The sequence below is a fragment of the Cysteiniphilum sp. QT6929 genome (assembly GCF_030035755.1).
In the GTDB taxonomy this organism is placed as follows: domain Bacteria; phylum Pseudomonadota; class Gammaproteobacteria; order Francisellales; family Francisellaceae; genus Caedibacter; species Caedibacter litoralis.
This window is the reverse complement of sequence record NZ_CP103983.1, coordinates 1252434-1265859: the sequence shown is the minus strand read 5'-3', so window position 1 is coordinate 1265859 and position 13426 is coordinate 1252434. Positions and strand designations below refer to the sequence as shown.

The 13426-nt window shown below is 37.3% G+C and carries 11 protein-coding genes; 5 read left to right on the top strand and 6 right to left on the bottom strand.

Annotated features, from left to right (window positions below):
• Nucleotides 1-4: 4 nt before the first annotated feature.
• From NYP54_RS05305 to NYP54_RS05295, 3 genes are all read right to left on the bottom strand, one after another.
• On the bottom strand, nt 5-2140 hold the full coding sequence (locus tag NYP54_RS05305; RefSeq protein WP_283157469.1) for a hypothetical protein: 2136 nt from the start codon (nt 2138-2140) through the stop codon (nt 5-7).
• Nucleotides 2141-2350: 210 nt separating this feature from the next.
• Entirely contained in the window at nt 2351-3505 is a 1155-nt protein-coding gene (locus tag NYP54_RS05300; protein WP_283157468.1) for a lactonase family protein, read from the bottom strand.
• A gap of 146 nt (nt 3506-3651) precedes the next feature.
• Nucleotides 3652-5016 (bottom strand): transposase, encoded by a 1365-nt coding sequence (locus tag NYP54_RS05295; protein ID WP_283156153.1) that lies wholly within the window; start codon nt 5014-5016, stop codon nt 3652-3654.
• A 96-nt stretch (nt 5017-5112) separates the two neighbouring features.
• Here NYP54_RS05295 and NYP54_RS05290 point away from each other — a divergent pair, with 96 nt between their 5' ends.
• From NYP54_RS05290 to NYP54_RS05270, 5 genes are all read left to right on the top strand, one after another.
• Nucleotides 5113-6141, top strand: coding sequence for a hypothetical protein (locus tag NYP54_RS05290; protein ID WP_283157467.1), 1029 nt, complete (start codon nt 5113-5115; stop codon nt 6139-6141).
• 316 nt (nt 6142-6457) lie between these two features.
• Complete coding sequence (locus tag NYP54_RS05285; RefSeq protein WP_283157466.1) at nt 6458-8737, top strand: glycosyl hydrolase family 18 protein; 2280 nt, start codon at nt 6458-6460, stop codon at nt 8735-8737.
• Nucleotides 8738-8755: 18 nt separating this feature from the next.
• On the top strand, nt 8756-9391 hold the full coding sequence (locus NYP54_RS05280) for a hypothetical protein (RefSeq protein ID WP_283157465.1): 636 nt from the start codon (nt 8756-8758) through the stop codon (nt 9389-9391).
• Nucleotides 9392-9590: 199 nt separating this feature from the next.
• The gene (locus NYP54_RS05275; protein ID WP_283157464.1) at nt 9591-10103 is read left to right on the top strand and encodes a hypothetical protein; all 513 of its coding nucleotides are present in this window, start codon (nt 9591-9593) and stop codon (nt 10101-10103) included.
• Between the two features lie 27 nt (nt 10104-10130).
• Nucleotides 10131-10607 carry a hypothetical protein gene (locus NYP54_RS05270; protein WP_283157463.1) on the top strand — a complete coding sequence of 159 codons (477 nt, stop codon included), beginning with the start codon at nt 10131-10133 and terminating at the stop codon, nt 10605-10607.
• Here the strand turns inward: NYP54_RS05270 and NYP54_RS05265 are convergent, their stop codons facing one another.
• From NYP54_RS05265 to NYP54_RS05255, 3 genes are read right to left on the bottom strand one after another with little or no spacing between them, the layout of a single operon-like run.
• Nucleotides 10608-11552, bottom strand: coding sequence for a hypothetical protein (locus NYP54_RS05265; protein WP_283157462.1), 945 nt, complete (start codon nt 11550-11552; stop codon nt 10608-10610).
• Nucleotides 11553-11561: 9 nt separating this feature from the next.
• Complete coding sequence (locus tag NYP54_RS05260; RefSeq protein WP_283157461.1) at nt 11562-12242, bottom strand: response regulator transcription factor; 681 nt, start codon at nt 12240-12242, stop codon at nt 11562-11564.
• Nucleotides 12243-12300: 58 nt separating this feature from the next.
• On the bottom strand, nt 12301-13293 hold the full coding sequence (locus tag NYP54_RS05255; protein ID WP_283157460.1) for a HAMP domain-containing sensor histidine kinase: 993 nt from the start codon (nt 13291-13293) through the stop codon (nt 12301-12303).
• Nucleotides 13294-13426 lie beyond the last annotated feature (133 nt).

Sequence of the window (13426 nt, the reverse complement as noted above, 5' to 3'; positions counted from 1 at the left end):
ATACTTAAAGCGAAATTACATCTGGTGTTAATATGCCACCAGTGCCGCCACGCGAGAGCATTAAACCACTGCCCTTTGCCTGATCATATGATCTATAGTTAAAATTGTAGCCAGGGAATGCGTTTCTAAACATCGATACCTGTAGCGCCAAGCCAGTTTCTGCAACATATATCAGATCATTTATTCCCGCTTTTTCAGGTATTGGTAAAGAGGAAGTTACATGATTTGTGTCACCGCACATATCTACCTTGTTAAGCATCTCAGGGTTAAGAAAAGCCATAAGATTACTTCCGCCATCTTTTCCATATGCACTTAATACAGGTATTTTGTCATGCATATTCATTATTCCATTAGGCATTGTGTAGCTAAAGTAGAAAGTCCCAGCGCCATAGGTGTCTGAGGTGTATTTAACAGAAGGGATGTAAGCAAGAATCCCCGCGCGATTATTGTCTAAAAATGAAACTGGTACACGGACGCTGATTGGTGCAACCGTAGTAGCAGGACCTTGAATATAAAAATTACTTACAAACCCGTTATTAGTAAAGTCTTTTGGCATCGAGTCACTGGTATTAAAATCCATGGCGATAGCACCTGATGTACTGAGTGCTTTTTTATCTAAATAGTAATCTAAACCATTAAAAGTTAATTGATCATCATTATAATTACTTAACTCGTATACTCGATTAATTGCATAATTGGTATGATCAATAGAAAATCGCTTTAAGCTTGCATCATCTTGTGATGCATTAAAATTACCATAAAAGCCATTCCCATCAAATGCAATACCATAGTAAGGCAAAACGGTATTTGGCTCACCATTATCGACTCTGTCTTGAATGCTAGCACTGTCTCTTAGCAAAATAGCTGTTGTTGATTGATAAGCTCCTGTCGCCTGTGAGAAGTAACCAATATGATTTACTTTACATCCAATTACTTTTTTGTTGCTATAAATAAGGTCGTTAGCATCGCAAGCAAACAAGTCAAGCTCATAAGGCTGTGTAAAATATTCGCCTGATAAATCTGGGTTGTCCGTGTTGATAAGTGTTGGCGCTAATATTCCCCCCTCAGCATTTTTTAGTGTAAAGGGTTTATAAGTGTTTTCACCATCTTTTAAAACAATATAACGCTGTCCATAAGAGCCACTGGTATCGCCATATTTGTCTGCAATATAGTTATAATCATTTCCAGTCCCAAAATAGCTGCTCAGATCAACATTATGTGTTTGGACGTTTAAATTTTCTGCAGCAGCGTTTTGTCCTGTAGGAAGATTTGCAGTTAAAGTAATATTGCGACCATCTGCAATTTGGGTAAAAAGGTAATAACCTTGACCTTTTTTTTGATGACTAAGCTTAGTACCAAAAGTTGGTGTGTAGTTATTTTGGATATCAGTTTCAGATACGATAGCATATGGATCATTAACATTCATCGTGCCTGAGATTTGAGTTTGATTATCGCTAAAGCTAATGGATTGATATAAAAAGCCACATTTAGAGTCATCTGGATTCAAGACAGAACCATCTTTAAGAAAGAGTTGCACATAAAAAGGCGTTGCATTAGTACCGCTGTTATAGGCGCTTTGTTGTGAGTTGTCTAACACAACATTTATTGGACGCTCTTGATCTAGGGTGGCAATACAGTTTTGAATTTCACTTTCATTGTAATGATCGGGGCGTGCATCACTATAATGTCCAGGTATTGAGTTCGTAGAATTAAGAGCAAACTTTTCAGAGATGAAAATCGAAATACTATCAACATTCTTAGGCATTACTTTGAAATAATAATCAAATGCAAAATTATTAGGAGCAATACTAATGTCATTATTACTATTAACTATAGTGCCAGATGTTGTAGGTGTAATATGAACTTCATCAGTGTGCTTTTTACCATCAACTCCTAGGTATTCAATAGTCGCTTCAAAATAAATTTGATTTGGCATGTATGGTCTTGGTGAAACCTCAGGAATCGAAAATAATACAATATGCTCATGAGGTTGCTGACTGCTATTACTATTCTGAGCATGCATATTTTCAATAACAGGAACATAAGTGTTTGTGTAATTAAAAGATTGATTTGCTAAAGCATTATTTGCATATGCTAGTATTGAGGTTGTTATTAAAGAAGCAAGTGTTAATTTTTTCATACTTTTTGATGCCTATGTTTGGTTGGAACAGGCGTAGATTAATTTGAAATCAGTTATATTGTTGTGCATGTTCTGTAAATTATCTGTAAAACACAGTATTACGATACTAAAGAGCTCCCATACAGAACTTCAGAGAAATTGAAAATAATGGCTCAAAACACTGTCTTTAACAGTGCATGTCATGAAATGGGTTTGCTGACAAGTATAGACTTAAAAGGTAACTGTCACAGGCGAATTAACATCTACATGCTGGAGAAAGTCAAGCGCTCCGCTATGGTCAATCTTAAAAATACTAATGTTGTTTGACAGCTGATTAGCTGCAACAAGATATTCTCCAGTGTTATCAATCGCTAGATCTCTAGGGTAATTACCAAAAGCGTCATATTCATTTTGCAGCTTTAGCATTTCTTCGTTTTGTTTGAGCTTAAATTTAGCAATGCTATTGATCCCTCTATTGGAAACATATAAATAGTAATCATGTTTTGTGCTGTTTTTTGAAAGTACAAGTTCAGCGGGATAGTTTCTTTCTGATGAATTTTGTGGCGAGCTTAAGGTTGTTGACTGAGAAGAAATATAGGTTAATTTTCCGGTGTTAATGTCAAACTTAAAAACACTAATACTCGAGTTTAACTCGTTCACAACATATAGGTATTTTTTGTTTGGACTCATAAGCGCATGCCTTGGACCTGCGCCAGAAATCGTCTTGATCACACTTAATAGTACTAGCTCATGCGTTGATCCATCAAGGCGATAAACCGTTATCGTATCACCTCCTAAATCACAAATAAAAACATACTCGACCCCATGAATAACAGTGCTTTCAATGCCATGAACATGAGATCCAGATTGTCGTTCAGGATCAATGCTATGATCATGATAAGGAATAACTTGAAGTGGTTTAGCATCAAGTGTGCCATCATTATTAATCTGGAGTAGCGAGATCCCTGATTCTTCGCCTGCTGCGTTACCATAATTGGCAACAATCATCACAGGGTACAGTTTACTTTTTAAAGCGTGCACTGGATTGGCAAGCTTACTGCTAGATAGTGTTATTTTACTCAATGTCTTATTTATATTGCTTTGGTAGGTGGTGATCTGACCAGACTCAAGTTCATTGGTGCTGTATATCAGATCATGATCTTTTAACAAATATGTTGGATTTAAAGACTTATCATCACCATGTGTTGCAAGTGTTATAGGGCTTGTTTGTCCAGTATCTGAAATATTAAAATGATAAATGCCATGACCAGGGGGTGTGCCCCATTCAGTATAGGTGCCAACATATACCTCATTGGATGAGATAAATTGGCAGCATAGTGTAAAAGCAAACATTGTCTTTACGTGTTGTGTTAATAATTTTCTCATGATGTATCTTAAATATTGTATTTGGGTGATTTAAGTTTTCTCATATTTTGAGACTTTTTAAATCAATGTTTTTGCACAGCTATGTGCGTTTTTGTTTGTTTTTAAATCATTTGGTATTTGGTTAAACTGAACTTTCCCAAGTTTTGTTAAGCGGCAAGCCCAATAATCATTTGAATCCATGAATTTCTATGATTTTTTAGCTCAGATTCACCATTTTGACAAACCCTGAGTTTATTCTGACGCTTTATCAACAACTTTCGTGCCGCAGAAAAGGTGTATTGCGGCTTAGTGCCATTATGTGTTAGCTCATTGACTGCATCACTTGGAAGATGCATGACAGCGATCCAAATAATCGTAATGGCAAGCATGCACATATTCAAGTGGTTTATCACCGAATGCTCCAATCTTACTTGGGCTTTTTGGCTGCCGATGTCATGTTTGAGCTCTTTGAAACCAGACTCGATCTTCCACCGTGCGCTATAGTACTCCAATATCTGCGTTACGCTTAAGCTTAAGTCTGTTGTTGCTAAAGCAACGAAGTGATTTTTGTAATAGGCAAAGACAACTTTTATCGGGCATTTAAAAGCTTTAGACATGAAGTTTTTCTCGTAGACAAGCATGTCACGCTTTTTACCATAAACAAAGCTTGTGACTTTTTGGGCTTTAGCTTTATATTCATTTGCCAAATCCCTAACAGAACCTGCTTTGGCACCATATTTTGCAGGACGCCCACATGTTTTACCTTCGATAACCTCAGGAAAACCGTATAAAACACTGTTTTTGCGTAACATGGTGAGGATATGGACTCGATTACCTAGTTGATCTTTTAACGGGTTGTACAATTTACCATTACCAAACCATGAATCAGTCACAATAAGAATGGGGGATTTTGTCCAGGTGCTAAGCTTAAGAATCATTTGGCAGGCCAGTGTAATTTTACTGTTAAAACACTCAGCCGCTGCTTTGTTGCTAGAGTGATAAAATCGCGTCAACAATGGCAAAAATGCCCAACGGGTATGAATGAACTTTAAGAGCCCCAGTTGAACAAAGCACTGTGACCAAGGGTATTTACTTTGATTGTGCTTGGCTGCATGATCAAAGAAATGCTCACAACCAAATATTTCCTTACCGCTTTTAGGCGTGGTAGAGTCATCTAAGGCTATGATAAGGCGTCCATCAGTCAATGGTAATGGAATCAGTTTGAATATAGCTTTCCAAATCACATCCCAGTTAAAGCATTTACTTGCCATAAAGCGATAAAAGCGTGTTCTGCTAAGTGAGTAACCTATTATCTGAACGAGTTTACGATAAATTTGACTACTGATACCAGAACCGATAGGTATAATCATTGCTAAAATCACTGCACTAAAAAGCCGTCCTTTTTGAGTGCTTCTTTTAAAAAGTGCTTGCAAGTGATTAAGTAAAGGTTGTAAGGTATCCATCGATGAGTTGCTCCTGTTTTTTAGCAACCCTAAGATATAGGGATAAACTTTGGTCTGCAGCTCATCCATAGCAAATTCTTACAAAATTCGGGAAAGTTCAGTTGGTTAAATTTGAACCACCGAAAAGGTAGTAAATTTAATATAAAAACTAAGAGGAAATAAACAATGAAAAAACTACTTTCTACAATCATGATGACAGCGGCAGCAAGTGCTGCTTTAGCAAGTGTTCACAATGGTGGAGAGGTTTATCAACAAGTCAGTGATTACTCAAGCATTACGATGAAATCACCTGCAGTGACGGATCTTAAGCATTTAAGTGAAGATATTAAGCACTTAAGAATGATTTCAGCACTTGATGAGCTTAATTCGATTGTACAAAGCGCTCAAACTGGATTCTTACCTTATAAAGCAAGCTATAACAAGGTGAAATTTAGCATTGGGCATATCAATAACAGTATTCAAGGGCTAACTGCAGCTTTACAAACTCAAAACTTTGTTGAAGTACCTGTATTAACCCAAGCCATCGAGAGTGATTTTAATACGATTTGGAATGAGCGTAGCAACATGTGGCAAAATGGCAACTACATCAATGATATGAGTAACTACTTTATTGTTGAAGGGATTGCAGCGATCAACAAACAGCAAGATAAAGACGAAGCCATTAAAAGCTGGGCAATGTTAAACCAGTTAGCTTATGACTATCCACAGCAATTATTTATGATGATTAATAAAATAATTGATGGGACAAAAAGTATTGTCAATATAACGGATGATCAGTTAAATAGTGTTATTGGTTCTTTACAGGCGAATCCAAAATTTCAGCAATTAGCATTAGTGAGTGCAAAATCTCGTGATATTGCCAAGCAAGTATCACAGATCAATGAGCAAATCCAAAATGCTAAATTATTTAATAAGCATATTTTTAATGACAAAATGCGTGAGGTAATGGCGCAAGTTGATCAAACAGTACAATCGGCATCTGATCGTGTGCAAGTGATTGATTTTATGGTGTCAGGGGATGTAACAAACTATCAAATAGTGGTCGATAGTGCCGAACAGGGCAATGAAGTTGCAAAGCTTACAGTGTTAGCATCTGAAGCGCTTTCTGAGAAAACAGGACAATCAGCAACGCAAAGCTATCACGAGATTCTTTATGTCTTAGCAAGCTTAACCAAAACGGTTGTCAATCAGTAAATAACTGAAGTTGCGTATTTAGAAAAGCTATGATTTTATAAACACCCCGTCAGTCTACGACTGCCACCCCTCTTGCAAAGAGGGGAATTGGGCAACGGTAATTTTAATTCCCCTCTTCGCAAGAGGGGTGCCGAGCTTGCGAGGCGGGGTGTTGAAATAGCAAAAGTGCGTAACCCCAGTAAATTAAGTCAATTGATCGGTATGTTTTGCAACTATTTACTTATTTTTTACATTTGAAGACCGCTTTTTATTCATATCAATTCTTAGAATATCCCGTAGCAATTTCTATCCCTATAACAATCCAAAAGGAGTAATAATGAAACTTAGTAAAAAACTCATCGCATCGGCGATTTTAACTTCATTGTCAACGATCACTATGGCTAACTGTGTGCTGGACTCTTCCAGTTCTGGTTGGACAGGGAGTGTCACATTTCACTGTGATGAACCAACAGACTTATACAATAACCCAATCAGCTTTGATGTTGATCATGCTGTTAAGGTCAGCTCTATTTGGGGAATCGATGGTAAAACTCAATTGACGCAAGATGACAATACTGTGTCTGTGAGTGTGAAAAAATGGTGGCCAGATGAGCCATATACATTACCTGCAAACCAGTCGGTGACAATGCAATTTTCGCCATCAAGTAATGAGTTTAATATAAGCAACTTCCATGTTGGTCCTGTGACGCCAGTATCTCAGGCACATATTTCAGTTGAGTTGCCAGAAAAACCAGGATTTATCCAAGAAGGACACCTAGCTGATGTTATTATTTATAAAGATGGCAATAAACTCACTGAGATTAATAATCAGCCATGGAATACTAAGCTTGATGTCAAAGTGCCATTAAATAGCGATCAAGATACAGCGAAAATAACTATTAGCGTACCATCTTTAGATGAAGCGACAGGATCAGCGGATCCAGCAAGCTTTGTAGTTGGCAACGGGCAAACACAATCAGTTCAGATAAAGTATAAACAGTTGCCCGTGGAAACTGGAACATTAAAAGTCACATCAACTGTACAAGGATCAACGCCTGAAACACACCCACATTATGTCATTACAACCATGGATAATGTCGTTGTTAAGGAAGGGGATTTAAAGTGGAAGGCAAACTTCATTGATGGGCTTAGATCATCTGCAGAAGGTGTGCATTATAAACTTAATCTTACTTCATTTATTGAGGGTGATTACGAATATAAGCCACAAGGCAAAGAGCAACTAACTCGCGATATTACGATCCAAACAGATAAAATAACGCCTGCTAAGATCACTTATCAGTTGGAGAAAATCTTACCAGAGAAAGTTAGTATTACAGTGTCGGGATTGCCAAAGGATGCTAAAGCTGAGCTTAACTTGAAGGATGAAAAAGGTGCGTCAATTGCACCAATTACATTGGATCACAATGGCAGCTACCCTGTGCAAAATATTCCGCGCAATAACCTTAATTGGTATGCTGATGCATCTTCTTATTATGTGGGCAACGCACATTATTCGGCAAAAATCACACCAAGTAACTTTAAAGCTGATCAGGATCAACAAGCATTAGCGATTAAATATCACAAGGTAAGTGATCCAAAGTTTATCTCTGGGTATTGGGAGAACTGGAAACCTGCTATCAATCCTGGTCAGGGCGATGCAAAAAATAGTACTTATTATGATAATGATATTGCACCGATGACACATGTGTATTATTCATTTTTGACACTAGACCCAATACCGAATCCAGATGCTCCACATGCTCAAGGTTGGGATGGAAATGCCATTTATGAGGCGTATGTGCCAGATGACATTGTCAAAGTTATCACCTCAAAAGACTTAAGTTGGCGTGGCGATGTTATCAATGCCATTATTGATTCGGTTGAGCAAAATCATGCTAAGTTTATATGGGCAATTGGTGGTTGGTCAGACTTAACGCAAACGATATCTCCAGAACAAGTAGATTTGCTAACAGATAAAATTGTCACCTTATTAAAAACAAAAGGAGATGGTGTTGATTTTGACTGGGAGCATTTAAGTGATGATTCTAGCTTGCGTGATCAACAAATAGAAGTATTAGCTAATACACTGCTTACCTTACGCCAAAAGCTAGATGCTGCTGGTATGCAAGATAAAGAAATTGGTTATACCACTCGCTTTAATGCATTCTGGGATAATGATTCTCGTCCTCAAAAATACACAGCATTTAATAGTGATGGCGAAGGATTAGCAATCCAAAAAGTACTAAACTCCAAAGGAAGTTCATTAGATAAAACTGTTAATTGGGTTAATATTATGATGTATGATGTGCCACCAACTGACCTTGACTCGCCAGCTACAGGTTTTTCACCTGAAGCATATGAAAATGTACTTAATGCATTTGCAAAATACATAACAAAAAGCAAGATTGTGATGGGGTTTGAGCCAGGAGGGCAGGCAGCAGGTGGTATTTGGGAAGGTGAAGATACTGATAAAGGTATAATAGAATCGATCCAGCAACAAGGTTATGGTGGTGTGATGTTTTGGGCAATTAATCAAACCGCAGATATAACATCTGAAGTCACAGGTGCTAATGTTAATAAGCTTGCTAAGCATGCACAAGATGTATTCAAACAATAGTCACTAATATTAAGCGTTATGATGTTAAATTTAAAAAGATCAGTTACTGTTTTTATTGCTTTAGTACCATTACTTTTGCAAGCCCAAAGCCTTGCTGTTTTTCAATGTCCTACAGAGGCGCAAGTTGCAAGCTATCTTCAGGATGATAGAGCGCCACTGGCAAGTCATGCCCGAGTTATTGCAAAAGATAGGTTCAAAAATATTGAGATACTTTGGGTTAAACAATATGAATGCCAATGCAGTCGCATGTATCAACAGCAGCAGAGTCTGACGGGTTTAGTGCGCTTTGACTATGCTGAGCTTAGCTCTGGTTGGATGGGTGCGCGCATGTACAATAAACATTATCCAAAGCGCCAGTCAGGTAGCGGCTTATCTTGTCATTATCAAGTCTCAGGAAATGATTTGGCGATGATTATTAATCAAATAGGGTTCCCACAAGAGAATTTTTATGACGATTTTAAGTCGTTAGATGATTTGGATTTCAGCTACTTTATGCCGGATTCAACTTATACTCAGCACTCTTTCTGGCAAAAAAATAGTTATCAGCAGAAGTATTTATGTGATCGCCAAGGCTTTCAGCAGCAAGGATGTATGTTGATGCTTAAAACAACCGCAAATCATGATGATTGGTTAGTTCAGGTGTCGAGCATGTGAGTAAAGTGTGATGATTCATTGCCCAATTTACATTTTTCTTACGTTTTGAAAACAGCAGCTTTACAAAGACTTTTTTACAATACATCTCATGACAGCACAGGCAGTCATATTAAAGCAAACGCTGATATTGTGAGTTCACAGCATAAAAAATAACTTTCATATTTAGAAAATCAATTGAAACAAAAAGAGGATAATCGATATGAAAATGATTAAAAAAACAACTTTAACAGTGTTGGCGTTAACAGTAATGGCAAGCGGTGCAATAGCTGCAGCGGGTGAAAATACCTCTCGTAATGTGCAAACAGTTGATTTTGGACATAATACAAAAGTTGAAATAACCGTCAATAGCGGGACACAAGCGGCACCTGCTGTTGCAATTGCAACGCGAGATGATACACCCTTTACACATCAGGTGCCTAATGTTTATTGGCCGGCATCTGAGCAAAATATCATTGATGGCAAAACGATGAACAATATTAAAAATGCTAGCATTGATACTTTCTTAAAGAGCAATGGCAATACAGTATCTTTTAGATTGCTTGCGGATGATGGTAGTGGTGAAGGTATGGTGCCAACTGTTGCAATGAATGGTTATCAGCAAGTCGTCGCCCCTGCTTTTGATCTAAGTTATGGTAAGACAAGAAAGTGCACGGTCAGTTATGTTTCCGCAGGGCATACATCATACTGGACGTCAAGCTGTACTCCTGTATAGCCAATCTAATGAGTTTAAGGGGATGACATGAAATTTACACTATTTCTAAGTACGACTATCATCAGTGTGACCTTATCTTTATTTAACCAAGCCATTGCTCTGCCAAGTAAAACATTGGTAGAAGTTAATATTAATAGCGGGACATGGGCAAGACCTGAAATTGCAATTGCTACAGAAAATGATAGTCAAAAAATATTTGTTCAACCTAATGTGTTATGGCATGCCAGTGAAAAAGGTGAAGTCACGGGGGATACGCAGAACAATATTCAAAATGCAACTATTAATCAATATCTACTGACGCAAGGTAATCAAGCCCGTTTTAGAATATTGGTGAATAGTGGTGCGCCAGCAGAATATATCCCAACGATGAGTTATGATCGTTATCAGTTAAAGCCAGATAATGCGTTTTTATTATCTAAGAACCAAAAGATAAAATGTGATGTCTCCTTCAAGCAGTATCGTCCTTATAGCAACGAAGGTTATTGGCATGCAGAGTGTGTTTAATCAGAAAAGTGCCAAAAGCACATTAGCAAGTAGTGTGTTATAGATAACAACAAGATAGAAAATAAAGCTCGCAAAGATAAGGATATCACGCTTGCCAATATGTTTAGATAGATCAATCGTCAGCATCAAGTAAGTCACAACGGATGCGATAAAGAAGTATTCATAGTAAGCGTTGATCAGTAGTGTTATAAGCAGTGCCAAATGGGGCTTAATCAAAAGTTTGCGATAAATCACAAAATACATGATTATGCAGCCAATTAGATAACTTATGGCTTGTACCCATTCTAGTGGTGAGAGGGTTGTGACACATACTGATAGCAATGTAATAATGATTAAGATTGCTGTATAGCTTAGAAAAGTAACTGATGCCTTACGATCGGCTAAAAGCAAATAAGCCATCACAGTGATTGGTCGAGGCTTCTTATGTTGCCATTTGCTAGAGAGTAAATTGGCAGTTAGGACAATCGCTAAGGCAGGAGCGGCTATATATAAGATAAAAATATGCATATCGATGTATAAAAATAAAAGATCACATATAACGAAATAAATAACAAAAAATAATGCATAAGCTGCGCGCTGAAGTGTATTAATCATGGCAAGTGGCAACGCAAAAACCAATCCGCCATTAAAAAGCATGGCAAGATATAGAACACTATGATGTGGGAAGTAATCATAAACAACAGCGTAAAATAGCATTGAAATAAGACCTGCAACAAGCATAATGTTTTGCATCATTTGGGTGTTTTGGCGCATAAAACCATAAGTGCTAGGCAGAAGAATGATCCAAGGTAGTGCAAATAAAATGCCTTCAGTACGATTAAAAAAATCATCCAGTTGTAAGGTGATCGCATATTTATCATCGATAAGGCTCAAGTTGATAAAATAAACGGCAATTAATAGTAGATAGATTAAGAAATAACGGTGAAACATTTGTTTATCGTTCATCTTAGTATCCTAGTGATTTAGTACAAAACCGATGGAATGAACGGTTTCAATCATCTCTTTACCAAGAATTTTCCTTAGTTGTGAAATATGCACGTCGATACGTCGATCAAAACTATCAAAAGGTTCGTCATAACATTTTTTATGAATAAGTTTCTTCTCAACAACGCCATTGTGTTGCAAAAGCATTAATAGTATTTGCGTTTTGACCTTTTTAATATAAACCTTTTCGCCGTTTTTATGTTCGAGTAAATATTGCTCAGGATAAAAACACCAGTCTTCAAAATTATATGCGCTTGATGCTTCGGGTGCTTGATCTACCTTACGCATCTGATTGTAGCGACGAATATTTGCACTAATGCGCGCTTCAAGTTCCTCTAGTGAAAAAGGCTTTGTGACATAATCATCTGCACCAATGTTTAATGAATAAGACTTTTGCGTGGTGTCGCTAATCGCTGAAATCATAATAATTGGCATATCATAAACTTGACGTATTTTTTGGCAAAGTTGAATGCCATTGTCACTCCCCAAATTAATATCAAGTAACAGGCAGTCAAAGGATGTTTCCTCAACGGCAGCTAATGCGTCAATGGCAGTTGATTTGATCAGGAGTTCATAATTCATCCGCTCAAGATAGCGCGCAATCATTTGCGCGAGCGAATCGTCGTCTTCAACAATTAAAATACGTTCCATCTGTGATTAATCCATATTATTGCGATGTCCTAAGTTATAGTGGAATTTGAGAGATATTTCAAATGGGTTTAAGCTCAAAATAAAAGCTTTTACCATGATGAGTTTGTGTGAACTGCAGTTCACTTTGGTGCTCAGCCAGTATTTTCGCTACTGAATAGAGTCCGATACCGTGACCATTTTTTGAGTGATGCCAAAAAAGCTGCTTCATTGCATTCAAATCCAGATTTTGCTGTATGACGCCATCATCTGCTATGGTGATGCGAACTTGTTGCTCAGTGATCTCAAGCGATAAGTGGATATTAGTATTAGCATACTCAATGGCATTGTTTAGCAGGTTATAGAGCACGCGCTTTAGTTTAAAAGGCTTGATCATGACATAGATTTTTTGATCTATCTTAAGCGCTAAGTGTAGAGTAAGCTCTTTGTTATCTTGCATAAGCATGCGCTTATAATCGATAAACAATTGTTCGATAAAGCCTCTTATTTCAATCGGTTCTTTTTGCTCAGTGAGTAGTTGGTTTTCTTTAAGCTTTGCCAATGAGTGCCCTGTGATCACTTTTATCTCGTTGATATCTTCTTTGACAGCGTTATAAGCAGCGTTGTAATCAAGCTCAAGTTTAAATGATAGCCGTGTGTAAGGTGTTCGTAAGTCATGCAGCATCGTTAGCATATCGCTTTTTTGACGCCTTAATACATCTTTAACCAATTGGTTTAACTTAAGATGTTGTTTGAAAAAATAACCCTGTTTGAGCGTTGTTTCATAATCGCTATAACCTAAAATCACTTTACGTGTTTCACGGATAAATCGCGTAATTTTGAAGTAAATATAGTAGGCAATCACAAAGATAAGAAATAAGCTTAAAATCGCTAAGGTGATACTTGCGTAGATGTAATAGTACTCGGCAAGATCAAGTGCAGCTGTTTTGTCTTTTTGCTCTGCTAGGTGCTGACTAAGGCGAAACAACATGATAATTGTAATACATGATACGAGGTACTCAGGCTTTAGTATTTTCTTAAGTAGTTTATGGTGCTGTTTATTGGTTGTTTGCATGATATTTATCACCTAAATCAATCGTTATGACATTTGATTTAGATTTAAATATAGCTGAATTTATGTATTTGTGGGTCAAGGCTACAATGATGGGGCAAAATTAATCTCATTTATCCAGCTTGAGTGGTTGTTG

What these genes read in the sequence shown, in the direction of transcription:
- NYP54_RS05305 (WP_283157469.1), bottom strand. Translation starts at nt 2,140, where the DNA reads ATGAAAAAATTAACACTTGCTTCTTTAATAACAACCTCAATACTAGCA.
- NYP54_RS05300 (WP_283157468.1), bottom strand. Translation starts at nt 3,505, where the DNA reads ATGAGAAAATTATTAACACAACACGTAAAGACAATGTTTGCTTTTACA.
- NYP54_RS05295 (WP_283156153.1), bottom strand. Translation starts at nt 5,016, where the DNA reads ATGGATGAGCTGCAGACCAAAGTTTATCCCTATATCTTAGGGTTGCTA.
- NYP54_RS05290 (WP_283157467.1), top strand. Translation starts at nt 5,113, where the DNA reads ATGAAAAAACTACTTTCTACAATCATGATGACAGCGGCAGCAAGTGCT.
- NYP54_RS05285 (WP_283157466.1), top strand. Translation starts at nt 6,458, where the DNA reads ATGAAACTTAGTAAAAAACTCATCGCATCGGCGATTTTAACTTCATTG.
- NYP54_RS05280 (WP_283157465.1), top strand. Translation starts at nt 8,756, where the DNA reads ATGATGTTAAATTTAAAAAGATCAGTTACTGTTTTTATTGCTTTAGTA.
- NYP54_RS05275 (WP_283157464.1), top strand. Translation starts at nt 9,591, where the DNA reads ATGAAAATGATTAAAAAAACAACTTTAACAGTGTTGGCGTTAACAGTA.
- NYP54_RS05270 (WP_283157463.1), top strand. Translation starts at nt 10,131, where the DNA reads ATGAAATTTACACTATTTCTAAGTACGACTATCATCAGTGTGACCTTA.
- NYP54_RS05265 (WP_283157462.1), bottom strand. Translation starts at nt 11,552, where the DNA reads ATGAACGATAAACAAATGTTTCACCGTTATTTCTTAATCTATCTACTA.
- NYP54_RS05260 (WP_283157461.1), bottom strand. Translation starts at nt 12,242, where the DNA reads ATGGAACGTATTTTAATTGTTGAAGACGACGATTCGCTCGCGCAAATG.
- NYP54_RS05255 (WP_283157460.1), bottom strand. Translation starts at nt 13,293, where the DNA reads ATGCAAACAACCAATAAACAGCACCATAAACTACTTAAGAAAATACTA.